The organism is Pseudomonas sp. MPB23 (assembly GCF_046605395.1).
GTDB lineage: Bacteria > Pseudomonadota > Gammaproteobacteria > Pseudomonadales > Pseudomonadaceae > Aquipseudomonas.
Window position 1 is genome coordinate 3121553 of record NZ_CP176771.1, and the last position, 21943, is coordinate 3143495.

Annotated in this window: 29 protein-coding genes and 1 tRNA gene; 14 read left to right on the top strand and 16 right to left on the bottom strand. The window is 58.9% G+C overall.

Annotation, left to right across the window (positions count from 1 at the left end; all coding sequences use genetic code 11):
- The first annotated feature begins 61 nt into the window (after nucleotides 1-61).
- From pheS to ACLH0J_RS14510, 5 genes are all read left to right on the top strand, one after another.
- On the top strand, nucleotides 62-1078 hold the full coding sequence (gene pheS / locus ACLH0J_RS14490) for a phenylalanine--tRNA ligase subunit alpha (protein WP_411392507.1): 1017 nt from the start codon (nucleotides 62-64) through the stop codon (nucleotides 1076-1078).
- A gap of 26 nt (nucleotides 1079-1104) precedes the next feature.
- Nucleotides 1105-3483, top strand: coding sequence for a phenylalanine--tRNA ligase subunit beta (gene pheT, locus ACLH0J_RS14495; protein ID WP_411392508.1), 2379 nt, complete (start codon nucleotides 1105-1107; stop codon nucleotides 3481-3483).
- Nucleotides 3484-3486: 3 nt separating this feature from the next.
- Entirely contained in the window at nucleotides 3487-3789 is a 303-nt protein-coding gene (gene ihfA / locus ACLH0J_RS14500) for an integration host factor subunit alpha (protein WP_002553164.1), read from the top strand.
- Nucleotides 3770-4126, top strand: a complete 357-nt coding sequence (locus ACLH0J_RS14505) for a MerR family transcriptional regulator (RefSeq protein WP_003174972.1) — start codon at nucleotides 3770-3772, stop codon at nucleotides 4124-4126. The genes ihfA and ACLH0J_RS14505 overlap by 20 nt, the downstream gene beginning before the upstream one ends.
- A 90-nt stretch (nucleotides 4127-4216) precedes the next feature.
- A tRNA-Pro gene (locus ACLH0J_RS14510) sits at nucleotides 4217-4293 on the top strand.
- Nucleotides 4294-4372: 79 nt separating this feature from the next.
- On the opposite strand, the gene ACLH0J_RS14515 is transcribed toward ACLH0J_RS14510, so the two are convergent.
- The 16 genes from ACLH0J_RS14515 to ACLH0J_RS14590 form a co-directional block, all read right to left on the bottom strand.
- A complete protein-coding gene (locus ACLH0J_RS14515) occupies nucleotides 4373-5551 on the bottom strand; it encodes a tyrosine-type recombinase/integrase (RefSeq protein ID WP_411392509.1) in 1179 nt (392 codons plus the stop codon).
- Between the two features lie 352 nt (nucleotides 5552-5903).
- The gene (locus ACLH0J_RS14520; protein WP_411392510.1) at nucleotides 5904-6401 is read right to left on the bottom strand and encodes an HNH endonuclease; all 498 of its coding nucleotides are present in this window, start codon (nucleotides 6399-6401) and stop codon (nucleotides 5904-5906) included.
- Nucleotides 6402-6576: 175 nt separating this feature from the next.
- Nucleotides 6577-6783 (bottom strand): hypothetical protein, encoded by a 207-nt coding sequence (locus ACLH0J_RS14525; protein WP_411392511.1) that lies wholly within the window; start codon nucleotides 6781-6783, stop codon nucleotides 6577-6579.
- Between the two features lie 49 nt (nucleotides 6784-6832).
- Complete coding sequence (locus tag ACLH0J_RS14530) at nucleotides 6833-7021, bottom strand: hypothetical protein (RefSeq protein WP_187601576.1); 189 nt, start codon at nucleotides 7019-7021, stop codon at nucleotides 6833-6835.
- 92 nt (nucleotides 7022-7113) lie between these two features.
- Nucleotides 7114-7878 (bottom strand): hypothetical protein, encoded by a 765-nt coding sequence (locus tag ACLH0J_RS14535; protein WP_411392512.1) that lies wholly within the window; start codon nucleotides 7876-7878, stop codon nucleotides 7114-7116.
- Nucleotides 7875-8189, bottom strand: coding sequence for a DUF4406 domain-containing protein (locus tag ACLH0J_RS14540; protein WP_411392513.1), 315 nt, complete (start codon nucleotides 8187-8189; stop codon nucleotides 7875-7877). Before ACLH0J_RS14540 ends, ACLH0J_RS14535 begins: the two co-directional genes overlap by 4 nt.
- Nucleotides 8190-8233: 44 nt before the next feature.
- On the bottom strand, nucleotides 8234-10315 hold the full coding sequence (locus ACLH0J_RS14545; protein ID WP_411392514.1) for a DNA cytosine methyltransferase: 2082 nt from the start codon (nucleotides 10313-10315) through the stop codon (nucleotides 8234-8236).
- A 41-nt stretch (nucleotides 10316-10356) separates the two neighbouring features.
- Nucleotides 10357-11352 (bottom strand): RNA-directed DNA polymerase, encoded by a 996-nt coding sequence (locus tag ACLH0J_RS14550; protein ID WP_411392515.1) that lies wholly within the window; start codon nucleotides 11350-11352, stop codon nucleotides 10357-10359.
- A gap of 373 nt (nucleotides 11353-11725) precedes the next feature.
- Entirely contained in the window at nucleotides 11726-12079 is a 354-nt protein-coding gene (locus ACLH0J_RS14555; RefSeq protein ID WP_411392516.1) for a four helix bundle protein, read from the bottom strand.
- A 58-nt stretch (nucleotides 12080-12137) separates the two neighbouring features.
- On the bottom strand, nucleotides 12138-12731 hold the full coding sequence (locus tag ACLH0J_RS14560) for a DUF1566 domain-containing protein (protein WP_411392517.1): 594 nt from the start codon (nucleotides 12729-12731) through the stop codon (nucleotides 12138-12140).
- Nucleotides 12732-12851: 120 nt separating this feature from the next.
- Nucleotides 12852-13328, bottom strand: a complete 477-nt coding sequence (locus ACLH0J_RS14565) for a hypothetical protein (RefSeq protein WP_411392518.1) — start codon at nucleotides 13326-13328, stop codon at nucleotides 12852-12854.
- Between the two features lie 57 nt (nucleotides 13329-13385).
- Nucleotides 13386-13697 carry a hypothetical protein gene (locus ACLH0J_RS14570; protein ID WP_411392519.1) on the bottom strand — a complete coding sequence of 104 codons (312 nt, stop codon included), beginning with the start codon at nucleotides 13695-13697 and terminating at the stop codon, nucleotides 13386-13388.
- A gap of 81 nt (nucleotides 13698-13778) precedes the next feature.
- Nucleotides 13779-14078 (bottom strand): hypothetical protein, encoded by a 300-nt coding sequence (locus tag ACLH0J_RS14575; protein ID WP_411392520.1) that lies wholly within the window; start codon nucleotides 14076-14078, stop codon nucleotides 13779-13781.
- A gap of 11 nt (nucleotides 14079-14089) precedes the next feature.
- Entirely contained in the window at nucleotides 14090-14362 is a 273-nt protein-coding gene (locus ACLH0J_RS14580) for a hypothetical protein (RefSeq protein ID WP_407693226.1), read from the bottom strand.
- Between the two features lie 782 nt (nucleotides 14363-15144).
- Nucleotides 15145-15504 (bottom strand): hypothetical protein, encoded by a 360-nt coding sequence (locus ACLH0J_RS14585; RefSeq protein ID WP_411392521.1) that lies wholly within the window; start codon nucleotides 15502-15504, stop codon nucleotides 15145-15147.
- Between the two features lie 85 nt (nucleotides 15505-15589).
- Complete coding sequence (locus ACLH0J_RS14590; protein ID WP_411392522.1) at nucleotides 15590-16321, bottom strand: S24 family peptidase; 732 nt, start codon at nucleotides 16319-16321, stop codon at nucleotides 15590-15592.
- 99 nt (nucleotides 16322-16420) lie between these two features.
- Here ACLH0J_RS14590 and ACLH0J_RS14595 point away from each other — a divergent pair, with 99 nt between their 5' ends.
- The 9 genes from ACLH0J_RS14595 (at nucleotide 16421) to ACLH0J_RS14635 (ending at nucleotide 21933) form a co-directional block, all read left to right on the top strand.
- A complete protein-coding gene (locus ACLH0J_RS14595) occupies nucleotides 16421-16615 on the top strand; it encodes a hypothetical protein (protein ID WP_411392523.1) in 195 nt (64 codons plus the stop codon).
- 79 nt (nucleotides 16616-16694) lie between these two features.
- Complete coding sequence (locus ACLH0J_RS14600) at nucleotides 16695-17117, top strand: phage regulatory CII family protein (protein ID WP_411392524.1); 423 nt, start codon at nucleotides 16695-16697, stop codon at nucleotides 17115-17117.
- Between the two features lie 41 nt (nucleotides 17118-17158).
- Nucleotides 17159-17554, top strand: a complete 396-nt coding sequence (locus ACLH0J_RS14605; protein ID WP_411392525.1) for a hypothetical protein — start codon at nucleotides 17159-17161, stop codon at nucleotides 17552-17554.
- 241 nt (nucleotides 17555-17795) lie between these two features.
- Nucleotides 17796-18497, top strand: coding sequence for a phage antirepressor KilAC domain-containing protein (locus ACLH0J_RS14610; protein WP_411392526.1), 702 nt, complete (start codon nucleotides 17796-17798; stop codon nucleotides 18495-18497).
- On the top strand, nucleotides 18497-19249 hold the full coding sequence (locus ACLH0J_RS14615; RefSeq protein ID WP_411392527.1) for a DnaT-like ssDNA-binding domain-containing protein: 753 nt from the start codon (nucleotides 18497-18499) through the stop codon (nucleotides 19247-19249). The genes ACLH0J_RS14610 and ACLH0J_RS14615 overlap by 1 nt, the downstream gene beginning before the upstream one ends.
- Nucleotides 19246-19932, top strand: a complete 687-nt coding sequence (locus ACLH0J_RS14620) for a replication protein P (protein ID WP_411392528.1) — start codon at nucleotides 19246-19248, stop codon at nucleotides 19930-19932. The genes ACLH0J_RS14615 and ACLH0J_RS14620 overlap by 4 nt, the downstream gene beginning before the upstream one ends.
- Nucleotides 19929-20225, top strand: a complete 297-nt coding sequence (locus tag ACLH0J_RS14625) for a DUF1364 domain-containing protein (RefSeq protein WP_411392529.1) — start codon at nucleotides 19929-19931, stop codon at nucleotides 20223-20225. The genes ACLH0J_RS14620 and ACLH0J_RS14625 overlap by 4 nt, the downstream gene beginning before the upstream one ends.
- Nucleotides 20222-20653, top strand: coding sequence for a VRR-NUC domain-containing protein (locus tag ACLH0J_RS14630; RefSeq protein WP_411392530.1), 432 nt, complete (start codon nucleotides 20222-20224; stop codon nucleotides 20651-20653). Before ACLH0J_RS14625 ends, ACLH0J_RS14630 begins: the two co-directional genes overlap by 4 nt.
- Nucleotides 20650-21933: a tyrosine-type recombinase/integrase gene (locus ACLH0J_RS14635; RefSeq protein ID WP_411392531.1), complete on the top strand. Its 1284-nt coding sequence runs from the start codon at nucleotides 20650-20652 to the stop codon at nucleotides 21931-21933. The genes ACLH0J_RS14630 and ACLH0J_RS14635 overlap by 4 nt, the downstream gene beginning before the upstream one ends.
- Nucleotides 21934-21943 lie beyond the last annotated feature (10 nt).

Genomic DNA, 21943 nt, shown 5'->3' on the forward strand with positions numbered 1-21943 from the left:
ACGTCATAAATAGGGGAAGAGCCTTCAAGCTCTTCCCCTATTTTGTATCTGGAGTCTGTACATGGAAAACCTGGACGCGCTCGTCGCTCAAGCTCTTGAGGCCGTGCAAAGCGCTGAAGATATCAATGCCCTGGAGCAAATCCGGGTTCACTACCTTGGCAAGAAGGGTGAATTGACTCAGGTGATGAAGACCCTGGGGCATTTGCCGGCTGAAGAGCGTCCGCAAGTCGGTGCGCTGATCAACGTCGCCAAGGAGCGTGTCACAGAGGTACTCAATGCGCGCAAGGCGTCGCTCGAGGAGGCCGAGCTTTCGGCCAAGCTCGCCGCCGAGTCCATTGACGTCACCTTGCCTGGCCGTGGCCAGGCCTCGGGCGGTCTGCATCCGATTACCCGGACTCTGGAACGTATCGAGCAGTTCTTCACTCATATCGGCTACGGCATCGCCGAAGGCCCTGAGGTCGAAGACGATTATCACAACTTCGAGGCGCTCAACATCCCAGGCCATCACCCGGCCCGGTCGATGCACGACACCTTTTATTTCAACGCGAACATGTTGTTGCGCACCCATACCTCGCCGGTACAGGTCCGCACCATGGAAGCGAACAAGCCGCCGATCCGCATTGTCTGCCCAGGCCGTGTGTACCGAAGCGACTCCGATATCACCCACTCGCCGATGTTTCACCAGGTCGAAGGCCTGCTGGTCGATCGCGATATCAACTTCGCCGACCTCAAAGGCACCATCGAAGAGTTCCTGCGGGTGTTCTTCGAGAAAGAGTTGGCGGTGCGTTTCCGTCCATCATTCTTCCCGTTCACCGAGCCTTCCGCCGAAGTTGACATGGAATGTGTGATGTGCAGCGGTAAAGGCTGCCGCGTCTGCAAGCAGACCGGTTGGCTGGAAGTGATGGGCTGCGGCATGGTTCACCCTAACGTGCTGCGCATGTCCGGGATCGACCCGGAAGAGTTCTCGGGCTTTGCCTTCGGCATGGGCGTTGAGCGTCTGGCCATGCTGCGTTACGGCGTGAACGACTTGCGTCTGTTCTTCGACAACGACTTGCGGTTCCTTGCGCAATTTCGCTAGTCGTAACGAATCTTTAGGAGAGCAGGATGAAATTCAGTGAACAATGGCTGCGTGGCTGGGTAAGCCCGCAAGTAAGTCGCGACGAGCTGGTTGCTCGTCTGTCGATGGCCGGTCTTGAGGTCGATAGCGTTACCCCGGCCGCCGGCGTATTCAGCGGTGTGGTGGTGGGCGAGGTGCTGAGCACCGAGCAGCACCCCGATGCCGATAAATTGCGTGTGTGTCAGGTCAGCAATGGCGCGGAGACGTTCCAGGTCGTGTGCGGAGCGCCTAATGTGCGCCCAGGCCTGAAGATCCCATTCGCCATGATCGGCGCCGAACTGCCGGGCGACTTCAAGATCAAGAAAGCCAAGCTGCGTGGCGTTGAGTCCAACGGCATGCTGTGCTCCCAAGCGGAACTGCAGGTGGGCGAGGGCAATGACGGCCTGATGGAGCTGCCGGCCGACGCGCCCGTGGGCCAGGACATTCGTGTCTACCTGGAACTGGAAGACGCCAGCATCGAGGTTGACTTGACCCCGAACCGTGGCGACTGCCTGTCCTTGGCGGGCCTGGCCCGTGAAGTGGGCGCTTTGTACAACGCGCCGGTCACCCGTCCCGTGATTGCCGCCGTGCCTGCCGTGCACGATGAAGTGCGCCCTATCGAAGTGCTGGCGCCAAACGCCTGCCCACGTTACTTGGGGCGTGTGATTCGTAATGTCGACTTGTCCACGCCAACGCCGCTGTGGATGGTTGAGCGCCTGCGTCGCGCCGACGTGCGCAGCATCGACGCTGCCGTTGATATCACCAACTATGTGATGATTGAGCTCGGCCAGCCGTTGCACGCGTTTGATCTTGCCGAAATCAATGGCGGCATCCGTGTGCGGATGGCGGAAGAAGGCGAGAAGCTGGTTCTGCTCGACGGCCAGGAAGTCAGCCTGCGTGCCGACACCCTGGTGATCGCCGACCATTCCCGCGCCTTGGCGATTGCCGGTGTGATGGGGGGCGAACACAGTGGTGTGTCCGCAACCACGCGTGACATCTTTCTTGAGAGCGCCTTCTTCGACCAGATCGCCATTGCTGGTAAGGCTCGTTCCTATGGCCTGCACACCGATGCCTCGCACCGTTACGAGCGTGGTGTGGACTGGAAGCTTGCCCGTGAAGCCATGGAGCGCGCCACTGGCCTGCTGCTGGAAATCACCGGTGGCGAAGCTGGTCCGATCACTGAAACCGTCAGCGAACAGTATCTGCCATCCGTGGCGCCGATCACCCTGCGTGCCAAAAGTGTTGAGCAGATGCTTGGCCTGGTGATTGATCCGACTGAAATCGAGCAACTCTTGTCCGCCCTCGGTCTGGGTATTTCCGCGAGTGGGGAAGGGCAGTGGCATGTTGAAGTGCCTAGCCATCGCTTCGACATAAGCCTGGAAGTCGACCTGATCGAAGAGCTGGCTCGCCTGTATGGTTACAATCGCCTGCCGGTTCGTTACCCGCAAGCGCGCTTGGCACCGCAGCCCAAGGCTGAAGCGCGTGCACATCTGCCTGAGTTACGTCGCCTGCTGGTTGCCCGTGGCTACCAGGAAGCGGTGACCTACAGCTTTATCGATCCCAAGCAATTCGAACTGTTCAACCCGGGCGTTGAGCCGTTGTTGCTGGCTAACCCGATCTCTAACGACATGGCGGCCATGCGTTCGTCCCTGTGGCCGGGCCTGGTGAAAGCGCTTTCCCATAACCTGAACCGTCAGCAAGACCGCGTGCGCATGTTTGAAAGTGGCCTGCGTTTCGTTGGCCAGTTGGATGACTTGAAGCAGGAGCCGATGCTGGCGGGTGTCGTTTGCGGTAGCCGCCTGCCGGAAGGCTGGGCGCAGGGCCGCGATGCTGTGGACTTCTTCGACGTCAAGGCTGATGTGGAAGCGGTACTGGGCTTTGCGGGTGCGCTGGATGCATTCAAGTTCGTGGCTGGCAGCCACCCGGCGCTGCATCCGGGCCAGACTGCACGTATCGAGCGCGAAGGGCGTCTGGTCGGTTTTGTCGGTGCTATTCACCCGGAGCTGTCGAAAACCCTGGGGCTGGATCGCCCGGTTTTTGTTTTCGAACTGGTCCTGGCCGAAGTGGCCTTGGGCAAGATGCCTAAATTCAGCGAATTGTCGCGCTTCCCTGAAGTGCGTCGCGACCTGGCCTTGATCGCCGACCGTGAAGTGGCTGCCACTGCCGTTCTGGACGTAATCCGTGAAAATGCAGGGGAATGGCTGACAGACCTCAGGCTATTTGACGTCTATCAGGGTAAAGGCATTGATCCGCATAGAAAAAGCCTTGCAGTTGGCTTGACCTGGCAGCATCCATCGCGCACTCTTAATGACGATGAGGTGAATACCACGACACAAAATATCCTCACCTCGCTCGAACAAAGGTTGAACGCCACGTTAAGGAAGTGACGTATGGGGGCTTTGACGAAAGCTGAGATGGCGGAACGTCTGTACGAAGAGTTGGGTCTGAACAAGCGCGAGGCCAAGGAATTGGTCGAGTTGTTTTTTGAAGAAATCAGGCACGCTCTGGAAGACAACGAACAGGTCAAATTGTCCGGTTTCGGCAATTTTGACCTGCGGGACAAACGCCAGCGGCCTGGCCGTAATCCAAAAACGGGAGAAGAAATCCCGATCACGGCTCGCCGTGTGGTCACCTTTCGTCCAGGGCAGAAGTTGAAGGCCCGAGTTGAGGCTTATGCTGGAACCAAGTCATAACGACGAGCTGCCCGTCATCCCAGGCAAACGCTACTTCACCATCGGTGAAGTCAGCGAGCTCTGTGCGGTAAAACCGCACGTGCTGCGCTATTGGGAGCAGGAGTTTCCTCAACTCAACCCCGTCAAACGCACAGGGAACCGTCGGTATTATCAGCGCCAGGATGTGCTGATGATCCGACAGATCCGTGCATTGCTGTACGATCAGGGGTTCACCATCAGCGGCGCGCGGCAGCGCATGTCCGGGGATGAAGCCAAAGACGATACCACCCAATACAAGCAACTGATCCGCCAGATGATCTCCGAGCTCGAAGATGTGCTGGTGGTTTTGAAAAAATGATTCAGGCTTTTAAAATACTTCCACATTTCAAAAGCTTGCGGTATATTCCTGATCGCTTCGTTGCGAAGCGAACCCAGTAACACGCCTAGTCGGGGCGTAGCGCAGTCCGGTAGCGCACTAGCATGGGGTGCTAGGGGTCGAGTGTTCGAATCACTCCGTCCCGACCATATTTTTCAATGACTTAGGCCAATGTTCACAGCATTGGCCTTTTTCATACGCGTGACTTTTGCGTGACTTGCCGATTTTTCACGCTTGCTTCCTCTTCAAAATTGTCAGGACCGGTCCGCGAGAATCGGTTGCTGATACCATGTTCGCAGCTTCAATCAAATGCCCAAGCTCTGCGCCCGAGTAGTGACTGGTGATGCTGCCGTTCTTGTGCCCCAGTAGGGCCTTTCGATCTTCCTCGGTTACGCCTGCTGCACGCAGCCGGCGGCCAAACGTGTGCTTGAGGTCATGGATCCTGATGGATGCATACCCAGGGTGAGCGGGGCGAAGGTTTTCCTCCTGCCAGAGTTTCGCCGCTCTCGCCCGCGCCTTCTTCCAGGCTGAGTCGTTCATGCGGTGCATCGCGGTGCCGTTGTATGGGAAAACCCACTCCTTGCTGATGCCGCGCTGCTTCTCAATGATCGACCTGGCCACGCTGTTCAGCACCACCAGCCTCTCATCACCGTTCTTCACGCCTGAGCGTTCGTGCCTTCCCCCAAAGTCGGCCGGTATCAGAAATACGCTGGTGCCCAGTTCCGGTACCGCGATTTCCCAATCCCACCTCAGTTTGCAGACCTCCTGCTCCCGCGTACCGGTGTTCACCTTGAACAGCGCCATCGTTTGCAGGTGCGCCGGCAACTCCCCGAAAAGAATCGACTGCTCCGGCCATGACATTGGGTACGGCTTGCGGCTCGACTTCTTCTCTTCCAGCTTCGTGAGCATCGGCACGCTATCCAGCCACGGCCTGCGCTCATCGTCTCGCCACTTCCTGGCACACAACGACAAAACCCGAACCACACGCTCGATCGAGATATTCACCGTCCTGTTGCTGACTCCCTTCTTTACCTTCCCGTCTTCCAGCTTCTTTGTCGCCAGCCTGTCCTTGATGAATGGCGCCAGGGCCTGATCATCAATGTGGGTCAGCGGAACATCGCCAATGAACGGGTCCAACTGGCCCAGGTGGTGAGCCGAAAGCTTGAACGATGGCTGGTCCTTGATCTCCAGAAGGAACTTCATCGCAGCATCCCGCCACGTCCTCACTTCCCTGACACCATAAACCTTCTGTTGCCGGATCTGCTCCAGCCGGAAGATCAGGTACTGCTCTGCTTCTTGTCGGTCAGTTGTGCCAGTAGATTCGTAAAGTCTTTCGCCGTTGATCTTCTTGTCGATATGCCAGATACCTTTCCTTTGGGAGAGACCTGTGATCGATTTTCGCGCCATGATTTATCTCCCTTCTGGCGCTCGCTGCGGGGCGATTGTTGCTCCGTTGCGCCTTTTTTATCAATCGCCTTGGCCTCGACGTATGCCGTGGCCCAGTCGTCCAACTCTTGCCGATCGAACCCGACGCCGCGACCCCCAATGGGGAATTCACTAACGTAGGGCCGGACGGTTTCGTCGAAAATTGCCCGACACATGCCCAGATAGCCGGGCGCCTCCTTTGCTCGAATGAATCGCGGGATTAGCTGTTGAGCACCCATAGCTACCTCCCACAGCCCATTCCGGGCCGTTCTGAATTAATGGTCATGGGGTGTCCTTGCCGCGCTGGGCGGCAGAAGGTGTTTTTGAGTTGGTGTCAGTTGTGAGCGAATTCGCCCTGGTGCTTGAGGCGAAATTCGCTCAGGCATGCCGCGGCAAGCTCGACTTCATCGAAGTGCCCCAGCCTGTACTCGACTCCGGCCATCTTGCACCTGGCAAGCCACTTGCCAGATGAGGGGATAAAAATCACACCTTTAGCTCCAGACTTTCCTTGCCTGCCTTTTTTGTTCCATGCGTTTTGGGTTGGCGTAGCAAGGCGCAAGTTTCCCCACCGGTTATCGTTTGGGATTCCGTTAATGTGGTCTATTTGATTGGGAGGGTGCTGGCCCGTCATATAAAGCCAGGCCAGCCGATGAGCTCGGTGATAGATCTTGCCGATACCGATGATCACGTAGTTCTCTCGGTCTAGCTTTCCAGCCATCATCCCGTTGCGGTAGTTTCTTCGGGTGAAAACTCCAGTTTCAGGGTCATAACTCAGGATCTCCAGCAGGCGCTCCTGGGTGAGCTCGGCGACTCGCATAGGTTTGACGGGCACAAAGACTCCTCGCCCGCCGCTCACCGGCAGGCATGTAGGGGGATTGGGGTTAGGGAAGCGTGCTACCGATTTGCGCTGCTACGATGGTGATTGCCTGGCAGAGCGCGCCATATCGATCCTCGTCGTCGGTCCAGCCGACGTTCTCGCCGAAGCCGCCGCGCTCGACCATCACGTACTACAGGTTGGTGAACCAGAGGATGCTGAGCTGGAGGCTTGTCGCAAGGCGCAATGCGTCGCCGTCATTGGTCAGCGGGGACCAGACGACATCTAGTCCGGACTTTTTATCGACGATCCACATACCGCCGGATGGGCAGTGGCGATTCTCTTCAAGCTCAATGCCGACCGCTTTGGCTGCCAGGTCCAAGAGCTCGCGGTCATTCATTGCCTGGGCCCTCGGTAGATGAGGACGTAGGCGAACCAGAGGGTGGCGATCATGGCGTCACCTTGATATCGACGTCGTCATGGATCCACTCGATATCGAGCAGGTCATCGTCGTCAATCTGCGATTCACGATGGTCATTGCTTGCCAACAGTTCCTCCACCTCGTCGTCATCGACGTTCTCAATGACCTTTCGGAAGTTCACGACTGCTTTGCCGGTGAGCACGACTGTTCTTTTCATGGGCGACTTCGTCCTTGCCGCTATAGCGGCTGACTTTGAAGGGGGGGGTTACAGAGAGGGGTTGAGGCGTTTCAGCTATTAGATGAGTGCGTTTATTTACACTTCCCGTTGCACGGTAATCGCCCCTGGTTGCAGTCGCACATGGCCGGTTTGCGCATTTCATCCAGCCCGTCGTTATCGCGGTGCGTGCCGCATGGAGCTGATCCTGACGGTGTATTTGCGTGTGCCGGGCGAGCCACTGCCACTGACGCGGGCTGCTCGGCGCTCATTGGGTTCTGCGAATAGCGCAACGCCGACTTATATGCAGCGTCAAGGGCGTCATCCAGATCACCGCCAGCTTTCTTGGCCTCGTTGAAGGCGATGATCATCTTTGCGCGAACGTCGTAGCAGCGCTCCACCGGCATGCATGCCAACTGTTCGCCTTTTGGCTGGGCGCACGCATTCTCAGCATTCACACGCTCAATGTAGGCAGGCAGCAGCGTGGGTGGAAATGTGTCTTCCCATGGCTTTACGTTGCGCTTTGCCGATTCCTGGAGTTGAGCCACATGTCCGACCAGCTCGCGTACAAGGCCGGGCCAGTCGTCCACGTCGTAGAACTTGCAGAGCACCGGATCGGGCTTTGGATTTGCAGCAAGTTCGGCACGCAAATCATCTGTCTGTTGATCTGCTGCCGTGAGGCGCTGTTGCAGGGCTTGCTCGCGGGCCAAGGATTCATTCAGCAGAACGCTGTCTGGTTTGTATGGTGTCGGGCATTCGCCGCTTGGCAGAGCCGCATAGGTGCCGCTCGCTTTGCAGCCACGACAGATCACCAGACCGCCGTCGTCACCCTCGACAGCCTCATTGAAATGTTTGCTCATCCTGCAACCTCCCTCATTACCAGATCATGGGCATTCACAACCGTCATGCCGAGTTCCTTGCCGATGTGCACTTCAAGACTGGCGCCGCGGGAGTTCTGCCAGCCGCGCAGCGTGGCCACGGTGTCGCAGTCCATCAGGGCGGCAATATCGCGGCGCATGCACTCGCTCCACGTCCCTGGGTCTGGATTGAGTTCGGCCGGGTTGATGACGCTGTACCCTGCGGCGCGAAGGCTGGCGGCGACGGAATGGAACAGCGGGAAGTTCAGGTCCAGCATGTTGGTCATGGGCCCGCTGAGGTAAATTCGTTTCACGGGGAGTCCTTGCCGGGTCATGCCCGGGCGGTGGAGTGGGGGAGTTACGCGGCGCGCGCTTGGCGTTGCTCAGTGCGCCACGGGTCGTTGGCTCGTGCCAGAGCTGCCATCGGCGGCGGGCTTACGCTGTTGCCGCACATGTGCACCTGCTGGGTCTTGGTGAAGGGCTTGCCGTCGGCCCCGTGGCTGATGATGTAGTCGGCCGGGAAGCCCTGGGCCTTGTACAGCTCGGACGGCTTGAGCATCCGCAGGCAGATGTCGACGATCACATAGGGTGTTCCCTTCACCATCACGGTGACCATGGCCAGGCGGTCCTTGGTGGTGATTGTCGGCGCGGGGGCATCGCAAGCGCTGATGTTCTCGGTGCCGTAGTAGCTGATCAGGAAGGCAGCGACCCGAAGGGCACCGGCTTCGTGTTCTGGCGACAAGGTGAGCGATACCAGCGAGCTCTTGCCACCGCCGCCTGCCGTTATGGTCGGCGCCGGGCCTTCCACGCCCTGGCCAACACTGCCGCCGAATGCCCGCTCCATGAATGCGCTGGCCAACCCGTGGTGCTGGCCGCCGGCGCTGATGGTGTGCAGCGGGTCGTTTACGTCGCGCGCATCGCAGTTGCCGCGCAGGTGCACCAGGTTCGCCGCCACCAGCTGCTGCTGACTGCCGGTGTTGGTCACCGTGGTCATCGGGTCTTCGATGCTCTTGGCGGCCGTGGTGTTGAAGCCGCCATTCATCTGGGCCATGAACACCGTGGATATGCCCATTGCATGGGCGGCACCGGCCGGGCGCTGATAGTTGCCGCCGCTGGTGATGGTCGGCAGCGGCTCGTCCAGCGCCTTGCCCGCGTCATCGAAGCGGAACTTCACCAGGTGTGCTGCTGCGATCGCGCGGTGGTTCTGGGTCATCAGCGTGCCCACAGGCTGGTCCATGCCCACCGGCTTGCCGGAGTACTCAGGCCCACCGGCTCCAACCATCAATGGGCTGATCAGTGTCAGCTCGCCTCGGTTTGCGCACGTCACCGTGGGCAGAGGGTCGAGCGGGTCATTGATTCGGTCGCTGCCCTGGTGCGTTGCCGGTGCGATGATTGGGCTGACCACACTGAAGGCGCCGCCCTTCGGGTAGGAGGTGACGGTGCGTAGGGGCTCGTCGGCAGACTGCACCGTTTCGCCTGACCAATTGGCGATCGGCACAATGAATGGCGTCGCGCTGTCGATGACGAACTTCTTCATGCCCTTGGCAACGCGGCGCAGGGTGGCCGGGGCCAGTTCCTTCTTGCGGCCGAAGATGCTTTTGCCCAAGTCGGTGAAGTCGATGCAGTCAGCGGCTGTTTTCCACTTCTGCTGGCCTTTGGCGGGGTTCTTGGCGTGGGTTGGCTCAGGCCACACGATCGGCCGGCCATCGCACCGGGCGATCATGAAAAGGCGTTCCCGGCTGGTCGGCGCGCCGAAGTCGCAGGCCTTTATCACCTTCCATTCCACCACATAGCCCATAGCTTCCAGCAGGGCCACGAAGCGGCGCCAGGTGCGGCCGCGCTGCTTCGGGTCAGGCACCAAGAACTGGTTGGAAACCGGCACCTGCTCGCCTGGCGACGCCACTCGGTTGGTGGTCGCTCCCTTCTTGGTTGGGTGCGGAATCTGGTCAAGGGTAACAACGCGGCCGGTGGCCTTGTCGCGCTTGGCGATCAGCCGGCCCCACTGCAGGATCTGCTTCACGTTCTCCAGACTGATCACCCGGGGCCGCTTCTTGCCTCCCCACTTCAAGCCGATCCACGACAGGTTGCGGATCTCGCGCTTGCGCGGTTGGCCGCCGGCCGCCTGGCTGTGGTGCGTGCAGTCCGGGGACATGTGGAACCAGCCCACGGCCTTGCCGCCGCATTCGGTGTCCGGATCACCCTCGAACACGTCGGTGGTGAAGTGCTTCGCGCCTGGGTGGTTCACGGTGTGCATGCTGATCGCCTGCGGGCTGTGGTTCTTCGCCACGTTCACCGCACGGCCCAGGCCCATCTCCAGGCCCGTACCAGCACCGCCGCCGCCACAGAAGAAGTCGACAACGATCTCATCGTCCTGATGGTTGAAACCGAGTCCGTATTGGGTCTTGAAATCGAAGGGGTGTTTCTTCTGTTGTGCGGACATAGGGGATCCTCGCCGGCTGGCGCTATTCGAAAATGGGGGGATTACTTCTTCTGGAAGGTCTTGGTCAGGTCGGCATTGACGCTGTTGCCGCGCTTGAGCACGACGCGGGCAAGTGCGGCCCGATCTTTCTCGCTGTGGCTGGCCTGGCTGAGCAGGCCGAAGTAGCTGTTGGCTGTCTCGCGCAGATCCTCGGCAGGCGCTGCGGCCGTGCGCTTCAGTGCCTGGGCCAGTGACCGCTTACGAGTGGTGCGGCGCCAGGGCCTGATGACGTGGCCAACGAAGTCGACACCGCGATCCACAGGCTGCAGGATCGTCTTGGTAGGGTTCAGCTTGGCGCCGAGCCTGGGTAGGAACGCTTCGACCTCGGCCAGCCACTGGTTTAGCTGCTGGGGCGACTCATGCAGGAATACGAAGTCATCCACGTACCGGATGTAGTGCTTGGCGCGCAGCGTGTGCTTGGCGAACTGGTCCAGGGCGTCGAGGTAGATGTTGGCGAAGAACTGCGATGACAGATTGCCGATCGGCAGGCCGAGGCGCGCGGGCTGCGCAACCAGGCGCTTGTGCTGCGGCACCCGGTTGAACAGGTGAGCCGGGCTGCGGGTCTCGTAATTCTCGCGCGGGTCGTGCATGAGGATCTGCGAGGCCAGGGCCAGCCACCAGGGTTCGGTGATCCTGGCCTCTAGCTGCTTGCGAAGCACCGCCTTGTCGATGGCGACGAAGAAGTTGGCCAGGTCGCACTTGAGGTAGAAGATCGGCTTTGACCAGTTCTGCGAGGCGCTGCGGATCTTCGATTCAAGACGCTTGGCGGCGTACAACGTGCCGCGCCCTGGAATGCATGCGCAACTGTCCGCTATGAAGCTGGCGTAGAAGCGCGGTGCCACATGGTTGTACAGCAGGTGGTGGATGACGCGGTCCCGAAAGGCTGCCGCCCAGACCTCGCGGGCTTTCGGTCGGGTGACCACAAAACAGATGGATCGGCCCGGCCGGTAAGTACCGGCTATCAGGTCGTCGTGCAGCTCCAGCAAGTTGATCTCCATGTCCTTCTCGAACAACCGGGCACTTGCGGAATTCCGCTTGTTGCGCCGGCAGTCGTAGTAAGCCTGGACGAGATCCTCGAACTGGAAGGGAGCAACACTTAAATCTGCGGACAGGGCGCGCGAGCCGCTCGTTGTTCTTGTCGTTGTTGTTGAGCCAGCCATCTTCAAAGTCCATGTTGTAGGCGTTGTTGGCGGAGCGCTGCGACCTGTCGAGCTATCTACATCGCCAAACCGAAGGCAGTACCGATCAGCTTGGAAACTGCGCGAGACCTACGCGGACGCTTTAGACCGGCGGTTTCTGTTGTGCGCATGGCGGTGACCAGAGGTCAGCGGCTCGACCAGATTTGGCGCACAGGCAAGAGGGCCTTGACCCTCAAGCAGCGGGCGCGGTTGCGGATTTCTTCCAGGCGTTTGCCTGTCGACCTATAGAGGCCGTCATCTTCATTGCTTTGGCGTGCTGCCCCTTGCTGATCAACCCTCGGTTGGTGAGGGCGCGCAGCAAGTAGCTGAGCATCCAAATACTTTCCAGCAACAGGTTGATTTGGGGCAGTTTGTCCCGGGTCATATTGGCCCGACCAATCAGCACCAAGACCTGCAAGCACTCGTCCCGGATCTTTGCCCCGACCACCTGTTTCAGATCGCGCGGGATGTTGCGCACCAGGTCAAGTGAAAGTCCGAGCAACTCCTCGGCGACTTTGTGGATTTCCAAATCCGTATGCAGTGCCATCCCTGGCCTCCCTGAAAAGCGAGGGCGCTATCGCGCCCATGAATGAAGGATTGAATGATCAAATAAACTTTCTGCGGACAGGGCGCGCGAGCCGCTCGTAGCCCTTGCCGTAGCTGCTGAGCCAGCCATCTCCAAAGTCCACGTAGTAGGCGCTGGTGGCGGAGCGCTGCGAACTCGTCCAGTGATAGGCCTGGGTGAACACCTCGGGCACTGTGATCTCGAGGAAGGACGCCTCACGGCGCGCCATCAGGTAGAAGTCCTTGTGACCGTCTCGCTCGAAGGATGCGCAGAACTGGGCGGCCGGGTGGTCGTGCTTCCGGTTGCTGTTGGCGAGGTAAGCGGTGTTCGCCTGGCCGTCCCATGGAGATTTGGCGCCGCTAAGTTCATCGCCGTAGCCACCCCACTCATGGGTCGCCTCTGCATCGCTGCCGGTCGGCACGATCAGGTAGTAGGGCTTGTCGCCGCCGGGGAACAGGCCGCCGTTCACGCCGCCTTCACCGAGCCAGTATTCGCCGATTGCGGGGATGCCGATTGCCGCAATGGCTGGCGCGGCGGCGATGGCCAGGGTTGCGAGTTTCAGCACCACACCTTCGTCCGGGCTGCTGATAGTCAGATCTCCACGGGTGTACGTGGTCAGTTCATTGGCGCGCATGGGATGCTCCTGTGAGCGAGATAAGAGTGCAGGTAGCCGGCGCTTCCCGACATGCTTCTGGTCTGAGCGTCGTCCTGGTGCTCCCGGGAATCACCTGCGAAAAACGATTGAAGGAATGAATTACTGAATAGGGAGGCTGCGGACAGGGCGCGCGAGCCGCTCGTCGTACTTGCCGCCGTAGCTGAGCCAGCCATCTTCAAAGGCCATGAGGTAGGCGTAGTAGGCGGAGCGCTGCGTGCTCAGCCAGTGCCAACGATCTTCGCGGAGCTCCACCAGGCCTTCGGCCTTGGCTGCCATCAGCAGTTGGCCTTCCAGGCAAGACGGGATGAAGCCATCCAGCTCCAAAGCCTTGATGGCGATTACGCTGCCTGCCTCGGCCATAGCGCGGGTATTCGCCTCGCCGTCGCTGTAGCTGCCCGCGCCTTTGATCTCGATGCCGTACTCGCCCCACGGGCCGCTGATCTCGTCGGGCAGCAGGATCAGGGCGCGCTCAACGCCGTTGAGCCAGTAGCGGGTGACGAACACGCCGCCGGCCAGAGGTTGGCCGCGCTCAGGGAGTTCGGCGGCGAGTACTATTTGCTGTGCTTGCTTGGTCATGGGGTTACTCCGGGTAAGCGCCGCCCTCCGGTTAACGGATGCAGCGAGTAGGGTGGGTTATGCTGGTTCGATGCCGGTCTTGCTGAACTCTTTAAGCTGTCGCGACTGCTTTTCTGTAACTTCGAAAACCGGTCGCGACATGTTTACGAATCGCGAAGATTCTTCGGCCGGCGCTGCTGCCAGGTTGATCAGGAACGTGGATACCGTTTCCTGCCATTCCTCGAAATCGTGGCGCTCGCCAAGCACCTGAAGTGCATCATCGAGCGCTTTCGATACAATCAGCGTTCGCTTCTCGGCGCCTATCCTGTCGAGCAGCGCCTTCTCTTTCGCGCGCTTGTCCCGCTGGATCTGCGCGTTGTCCTTGGCCATGGCCTACCTCTTCGATTTCATGTGCTGGCAAATCAAGCCATGCCTGCCGACGGCGCTGTCGCACCTGGTTGCTGATGCGCTTCATGGGGTGTCGGCGAACTTGAAGCCGTTCTCCTGGGCGATCAGCGTCACGCGCTTGATGTGCATGCCCAGGTTCTTTGCGGCCACGCTGGCTACGACGCCCTTGGCAGCTTCTGCGCGCACGGCCGGTGCCAGCTTGTCGCGTTCTTTGCGGAGGCGTTCGTGGTGAGCGGTGGTCCCGTTGTAGGGGCCGTCTACTCCAACGCCGCGCGGGATGACCTGGGCGGTCTTCCCTGAACTGAAGAAAGCGTCCACCTGCTGGTTCAGGGTCTCGATGATAGAGTCGCGCGGGTTGGGCATAGGCACGCCGATCACTGGGCACCGCCAGGAAGGCGATTGGCCTTCTCTTCGAACTGAAGCGCGATGTCGTATGCGGCCTTGAAGGTTTCGCGGAAAGCGCGCGTCTTGCCGGTGCTCAAATCAATCACCCGATACATGCCGCCGCTCTCGCCGGACACCTGAAAGCGAACCTTCTTGGTGGGCATGACGCGCTCAACACGCTCGAAGAAATCAATTCTGGCTGCGTGGGTTTTGCGTAGAAGCGCACCGAGTTCATCGATGCGCTCTTGAAATGATGGATGCATGGTTGATCCTCGGTGTGGGTTGCGTTTATTCGTCAGCAGCCTGACAACCTGGTGGGCGCCGGTGGGCCCAGGGGAGGGTGCTGACGAATAAAGACGAGGTGTAAAAAAGCCCAGTCGAAACCGGGCTTTTGTTGGCATCACGAAGACCTCCCTACGTGACAGCCTCCCAGGCCCGCTACTGGCGACGGCCTGGGTTTGAATCATCAGCGGTGGACTTGCTTGGGGTGGCCTACCGATTGCTCGGCCAGTGCGCGGTGACACCGACGACCCAGATGCCGCTGCCTGTCAGGTTGTGCGGCGCAGCCTTCAGGCTTTCTGCGCTACCAGGGTGAAGCCGTTAATGCGGCATTGGTGCAAACCCTCCGTGTTGGGTGTGGAAAAACTCTTCTGATGAGGTGCAATTTGTTTCCTATTGCCGCTGGAGAAGCGGGGCGCATTGCATGCCGGGTCATTCACTCGGTTCTGGCGTTTCACCATCGAGCAGCCGTCCAGGTTGTTCCTGTCGTTGGCAGGCTTTCGGGCCTGTCTGCTCGCCGGTCGCCGGTAGAGGCAATGCGGTCTGTTGTTTGTTGCGCTGACTGTTAAAGAGCGGTTCGCAGTAGCTGTATGTCGCTGCGATAGAACAAACATTAGGCATTCCTTCTTTTTTAGTCAATAGGCATCCCTAATTTATTTTTGCAGGGCATGAAAAAGCCCGCTCTTGGGCGGGCTGTAATGATGGCGCGTGTAGACAACAGATCGGCGGGCGTTTCTCGATATTGAGTGCGCCTATATTTAGAACCTTAATCCCGGTATCCCATACCACGCCCCAATCCGACCATGCCGTCATCAGTGAGCAAGTAGCCACCCCTCTGATCGGAAGCCAGGAAACCGCGTTTAACAAGGGATTCGACGGTTCTTAGATTGAAGCATGCCGCCTCACCCGGCATTTGACTGTGCACATGAGATGGGTTTTCCGCGTAGATTGGCTCGCTTTTACTCGCACTGGTTAAGCACAAAATTTGGCTTTCAGTGAGGCGACCTTGCTTGCCAGGATGGCTATTGGCTGTATCTCTTGTTCCTGGCTTGGATGCCTTACCGAGCACGCCCTGGATTATGCCGACAACTATAAGTACAACCACGATCAGCGCTATCCATTTCATAGATTTACTCCTTTAAAAATTCTGAAACCTGGAACTGGTGTCAACACAGCCACTGATTGGTCTTTCAGAGCGGCATTGATCACCCCTAAAGCTTGCGAGCATTCCACACAAGCAAGACACGGGCCTGGATGTGCACGCGCGCAAGTGTGTCGCCCTCAATCAAGATCGCCGGATACACCGGATTGTCCGAAATTATGCGTAGAGCACCACCGGTCAGGCGCTGAATCCTCTTTATGAAAAGCTCACCATCCAGCGTAAAGACATAGATCGCATCGGTCCGTATATCGCTTATGCCTCGATCCACCAGCAGTGCGTCACCATTGCGAAAAGTGCCCTCCATGCTGTCGCCATCGCCATCAATGATGGCCAAGTTCTCCAGCCTGGAATAAGACAGTCCCTGCGTCTTCAACCAGTCAAGATGAACAGTGATGTCCCTGATCACTTCGATATGGTCTGGTGGCACTCTCCCATGCCCCATTGATCCAGCTACGTCCATCTGAGGAATAGTAATGAAACAGGAATCCTGTGATTTGCGGCGAGAATCAATAGGCACCACATTGCTCTCCTTGCTTTCAGGTTGCCCCCCCTCACCCGAACCTTTACGCATAGGTCCCTTTCCGGTGGCCAGCCACATAGGCATCACCTTCAGATAGTCGGCGGCGATCAAAAGATTCTGTCCCTCAATCGTTTTTGTTTTGCCTGAAATCCAGTCATTTACAGAAGGCGCGCGAACGCCGCAAGCACGCGCCAGGGCGGCTTGAGTGACCTTTGGAGGGCCAGACATAGCCAGTTTCAAACGTTCTTGAAGTGTCCTCATTAGGCGAGCCTAACACTAGGCATGTAAGGTATTCCTATTGACCTGAATAAAAGGTATGCCTAATATCCGTACCTATGCGAATAGCCGGAGAAATCAGGCATGAACCCAAATGTAATTATCGACGCTCTCGGCGGCACCTCTCGTGTTGCCGAGCTGTGCGAGGTACGCCCTCCATCGGTTAGCGATTGGAGGAAGTACGGCATCCCAAGGGCAAGAATGATGTTTCTGCGTATCGCCAAGCCGGAAGTTTTTGAAGCATTGGACGCGGAAGTCTCGAAGAAGACCGCTGCCTGAAGCCATTGCGCGCCTGACCATCGAAATGATCGCCTCCGCACCAGCAGGGCGCCACGGAAACATATTTGAGGTTTTACGAATGGAAGATTTCTTGAGGGCCTGCCACACCACCATCAAGGAAAGTGGGGCAGAGGAGTTGGCCGGAAAGATGTGCCTTGCGCACGTGAGTCTGCTGCAGCGCTCGAACCCGGATAACTCCGCTCACCACCTGACGATTGAGCATCTGTTCGGCGTCCTGCTGCACACCGGCGACATGCGCCCCCTGATGGCCCTCGCTGAAAAGTTTGGCTATGACCTGGCCCCCCGTGAGAAGCCGGTAGCCAAACCGCTGATGGTTGCCCTCGGCCACCTTTCGGCGGAGTGCGGTGACGTTGGCCGATTGATCTTCGATGCAGCCGCTGACAACCACATCAGCCAGCACGAAAAAGCCCAGGGCGAGAAAGCAATCCTTGAGGCGATAGACGCGCTGCAGGTCCTGCGCGAATCGCTAAAGGCAGCCTGATCTTCAGGCCAATTCATACAGTGCATAGGAAGGGAAAAGATATGGCGGACAAGAGCGAAGGGAAGATGGTGATCGACGCTATTGACGTGCAGGCAGACGGATACGAATTCGCACTCGCGTTCGATCAAGCTGAAGTTCTCGAAAAGCAGGCTCATGCGCTTTACGACGAAGCGCGCGCATTGCGCGCCAAGGCAGATGTCAGCGTCCTGATAACTCCCGCAATTGGAATGACGGGGCATTACAGCGTAACCACTCGACTCGGGGGGGAGTGTTTCTCAGGACGCTTGGCGAAATCCGCCGAAGATGCTTGCCAGGCTGCTTTTCACATCATTCAGGGTTTTCAACCACCACTTCGCCTGCCGCCGTTCGGTACACCCTTGGATCGAGCACTGCCTGGACTCGATTGGGTGACCGACACGTGTACTCAAAATCAATGAACTCAAGTCCAGAGAAGCTGATTTCAGTTCCTACAGGAAGATCCTGCAATTTTTTCAATAAATATTCGCGCGTCACGACTGGAATTCTTTCGATTGCCATGTCCGGCCTCCAAGGCCTTTTCGTTGGGAAGCAAAAAGCTACCACGGATGCGCCGGACACCCATAACGCCTGAATCACAGGCATAAAAAAACCGCCTGGCAGGGCGGTCCTTTCAACAGCAATAAAACTCGTGGGGCCATTATGAACACACTTGTCGCTCCAAGCAATACCGTCACCATGTCGAGCCGGGAGATTGCTGAGCTCACAGGCAAACAGCACAAGAACGTCCTTAGGGATGTGAATGTGATGCTTGAGTCGCTCGAAAAGGCTGGCTCAGATCTGAGCCAGGCAGTTCGATATACGGATGAGCGCGGCCGCACCTCGGAAGTTCGTCTGGATCGCGTACTGACCGAGACCTTGCTCACCGGCTACAGCATCCCTCTTCGTCATCGTGTCGTGACACGATTGCAGGAACTGGAAAATGTGTCGCGACACTCGATGTCGCTGCCTACCAACTTCGCCGAAGCCCTCCAGCTCGCCGCCGATCAGGCCAAGCAGAACGCTTCGCTGCACCAGGTCATCCAGCAGCAGGCGCCCAAGGTTCAAGCCCTGGAGCGCCTGTCCGCCACCGACGGCTCTATCTGCATCACCTCGGCTGCCAAGCAGTTGGGCATCGGCCCGCTGAAACTCTTCAAGTGGCTCAGCGACAACCGCTGGATATACCGCCGCGCCGCGTTCTCGGCCTGGTCTGCGTACCAGCCCCGCCTCACCGCCGGCCTGCTCGAGCACAAGCTGGTCAAGGTAGGCAAGGGCGCCGAGGAAGACCTCAAGGTCGTGGAGCAGGTCATGGTCACCCGGAAAGGCATCACCCATCTCGCAACAGTCCTTCAGGAGGCTTTGTAATGGCCGGCGACTGGATAAAATTCGAACTCACCACCCTGGATAAGCCCGAGGTTTGCCAGATCGCTGACTTGGCCGATATCGACCCTGATGCTGTCGTCGGCAAGCTGATGCGTGTGTGGGGCTGGTTCGACCAACAAACAGAGAACGGTAACGCTCCGAGCGTTAGCAAAAAGTTACTTGATCGTCTCGTTGGCGTTATCGGTTTCTGCGAACACATGAAATCTGTTGCTTGGATGATCGAGATCGACGGCGTTATCAGCCTCCCTCATTTCGACCGACACAACGGGAAGACCGCTAAAAACAGGCTTCTCACGGCAAAGCGGGTAGCAAACCACAAGGCAAGTAACGGCAAAGGTAACGCTTCGAGCGTTAGCGGTGCGTTACCTAAAGAAGAGAAGAGAAGAGAAGATCAAAACCCTCCCTCTGCGCATGAGCCTGTAGATCCTCGCATGCCCAGCGAGATGACCCTCGACTGGGTGCCTGACCAAAAGCTGCTGACCACCTACGCGTTTCACCGAGGCCTGGCGCTGGACCTGTTCACCGAGGAAGTGCGGGTTGCCTTCACTGCGCATTACGAGCCGCAGCACCAGGTCAACACCCAGGCTGAATGGGTGAGCATGCTGGTCAAGTGGGTGAACAACGACAAGGTCCGCGCCGCCGCTACCAACGTCACCCCAATTCGGCAGAGGCCCGCCCCCGCATCTGAGTTCGATGACGACAGCACCGACTGGCAGAACGGGGTGCAATCGTGATTAAGCAGGTAGCCGCAGTAACCCAGGGCCTGTGGGCCAATCCCAAGGCCGGCGAGTTCATCTCGGCAGATGAGGTGCAGGCTCCCCAGGACGAAGGCCGCCGCCAGATGGCCGTGGCAATCAACGACCTGTTCACCGAGCTGCGCCTGATTCGTTCGGCCTGGCGGCAGGCATGGCCGGACAAGGAGACCTACCGAGCCGCCAAGGTCCAGTGGATGCAGGCCTTCCTCGACGAAGGTATTCGCACTCAGGGGCAAATCGAGTTCGGCATGATCAAGGCGCGCAAGCAGGTTTCTGATTTCATCCCAAGCCCTGGGCAGTTCATCGAGTGGTGCAAGCCAACCCCCGAAATGCTCGGGCTTCCTCCACTGGCGGCTGCACACCGTGAAGCAGTGCGAAACGCCCATCCGAGCATGGCGGGGCAGGGCCGGTGGTCGCATGACGCTGTCTGGCACACGGCCAAGGAATGCGGTTTCGAGAGCCTGAACAAGCTCGATGCTGCGCTCAGCCTCAAGCTCTTCGACCGGAACTACACGATCACCATTCGGCGCCTGCTCGACGGCCTGCCACTTCAGCCAATGCCTAAGGCGCTTCCTGCCAAGGTTGATGGCCGAATCACCCCCGAAGTCGGCAAAGGCGCACTCGCTGAGCTCCGCGCACGCCTTGCAGGAGGGGCCAAATGAGCAGGCTCACCGCCGCCGCCCGTGACCGCGATTGCCAGGTTCGATTTCCGGGCTGCTCGTGCGAACCGTCTACTACCGTCCTGGCGCACTACCGCCTGGCCGGCACCTGCGGCATGGGCATGAAGCCCAACGACTTCCAGGCCGCATGGGCCTGCGGTTACTGCCACGACATCGCCGACGGGCGCCTGCGCGCGCCTGGGCAACTGACCAAATACGAGATCCGGCTGTTTCTGGCTGAGGGCGTCATGCGCACCCAGGACATCCTGATTCGTGAAGGGAAGGTGAAGATTTGAAAGCGTTCAGCCCGAAGGCCTTCAGCGCGAAGCCAGTGCGCGCCAAGTCAATTGACCGTGAGGGCCTGGAGCAGGCCGCCCTGATCAAGGAAATCAGCCTGCGCTATCCCGCCGCCGCGAAGTTGATCTACCACGTCCCGAACGGTGGGCACCGGCACAAGCTGGTGGCTATCAAGTTGAAAGAACAGGGCGTGAAGGCCGGCGTTCCCGACCTGGTGCTGCCGATGGCGCGCGGTGGGTACTTCGGCCTGTACATCGAATTCAAGGCGACCGCTCCGCACGACGCCGCGGTATCCCCGGCCCAGGACGCATACCTGCAGGCGCTGACCGATCAGGGTTACCTGGCCATCGTCTGCCGTGGGCACTTCGACGCCATTGAGGCGATTAGGGCCTACCTTCAACTCGCTCCTACAGTGGTGGCCGCGTGACTCAATCCAAGACCTTGACCATAGCTCTCTCTGATGCCGAGATTCGCCGGCATGCGGCCAGCGAGGTGCGCGACCTTCGAGACGCCCGTCAACCTGCGTTCAGGTTTCGGTATAAGAAGGACCGCACCAAAGGATCTTGGTATCTGGTCGTGGGCAGTGCATGGAACAAGATCGCAAATTACCCCGATCTGAACGCCAAGCAAATGTTAGCGGCCCTCCCGGCGGTACGTGCTCGCCTGGTCACTGAGCCTGAGGCAGGCACGGCGATCGGGATGTGGGCGACAGTCGGTCAACTGCTTGAATGGTTCGACGACCGCATGGGTCGCGACCGTAATCTGTCTTCCAAGCGCAAGACCACTGCGCGATCTGTAATGAGCAAGCACCTTCGCCCGCGCCTCGGCGACCTCCTGCTGTCCAGCGTGAACAAGTCCGAGATTGACCAGCGACTGATGTGGCCCCTACAGGCTGAGTTGTCGCTTGAATACCTGCGCCTGATCTTTCGGTTGCTGGTGTTAGCGTTTCGCCAGGCGGCACGTCTCGGCCTGATCGAAACGAACCCCATGAATGCGATCCGGTTCAGCGACTTCTCCAAAACAAAAATCAAGCCCAAGGCGGCGCGCCTGCGTGACGTCCAGGTGGAGGAGGTGCTGAGCGGTCTGGCGACCAGGTTCAGCTCGGCCCCGGCTGATGCAATGTTGGCGTTGATGATGCTGTGCCATGGCTCACGTGCCGGCGAAACGCGGATGGCTGAGTGGTCGGACTTCAGTTTCGAAGAGCGCCAGTGGCATATCCCGGCTGAGCACACGAAGACTCGGTGTCAGTTGACCCTTCCGCTTACTGCCCAGGTTTGCGCCTTGTTGAAGAGATATCACGCAGCTCAGGCGGCCACGGGTTACCAGGGCAAGTACCTATTCCCGTCCCGTGGCGGCAAGCCACTGACCGACAGCCAGGCATGCGCCGTGTTTACCCGCTTGGCAGGAGGCGAGTGGACAAGCCATGACCTTCGCAAGGTTGCCAGAACGGGCTGGGTGGATCTGGGGGTGGACTTCCTCATTGGCGAGCTGCTGTTGAACCACGCGATGGGGCACAACGTGCAGGCATACATCCACACGTGGGTAGAGGCAGGCAAGCGAGAGGCGCTGGAGAAGTGGCACGAATGGTTAGACGCGCGCGGGTTTGCTGTGATCCACACCATTGCAGAGCCATTACGCGAAGTTTCCCATATTCCGGTAGAGGCCACGGATTGCGTGACCTCTAGCCAGATCAACGACAAACCATAGGCGAGGTTTA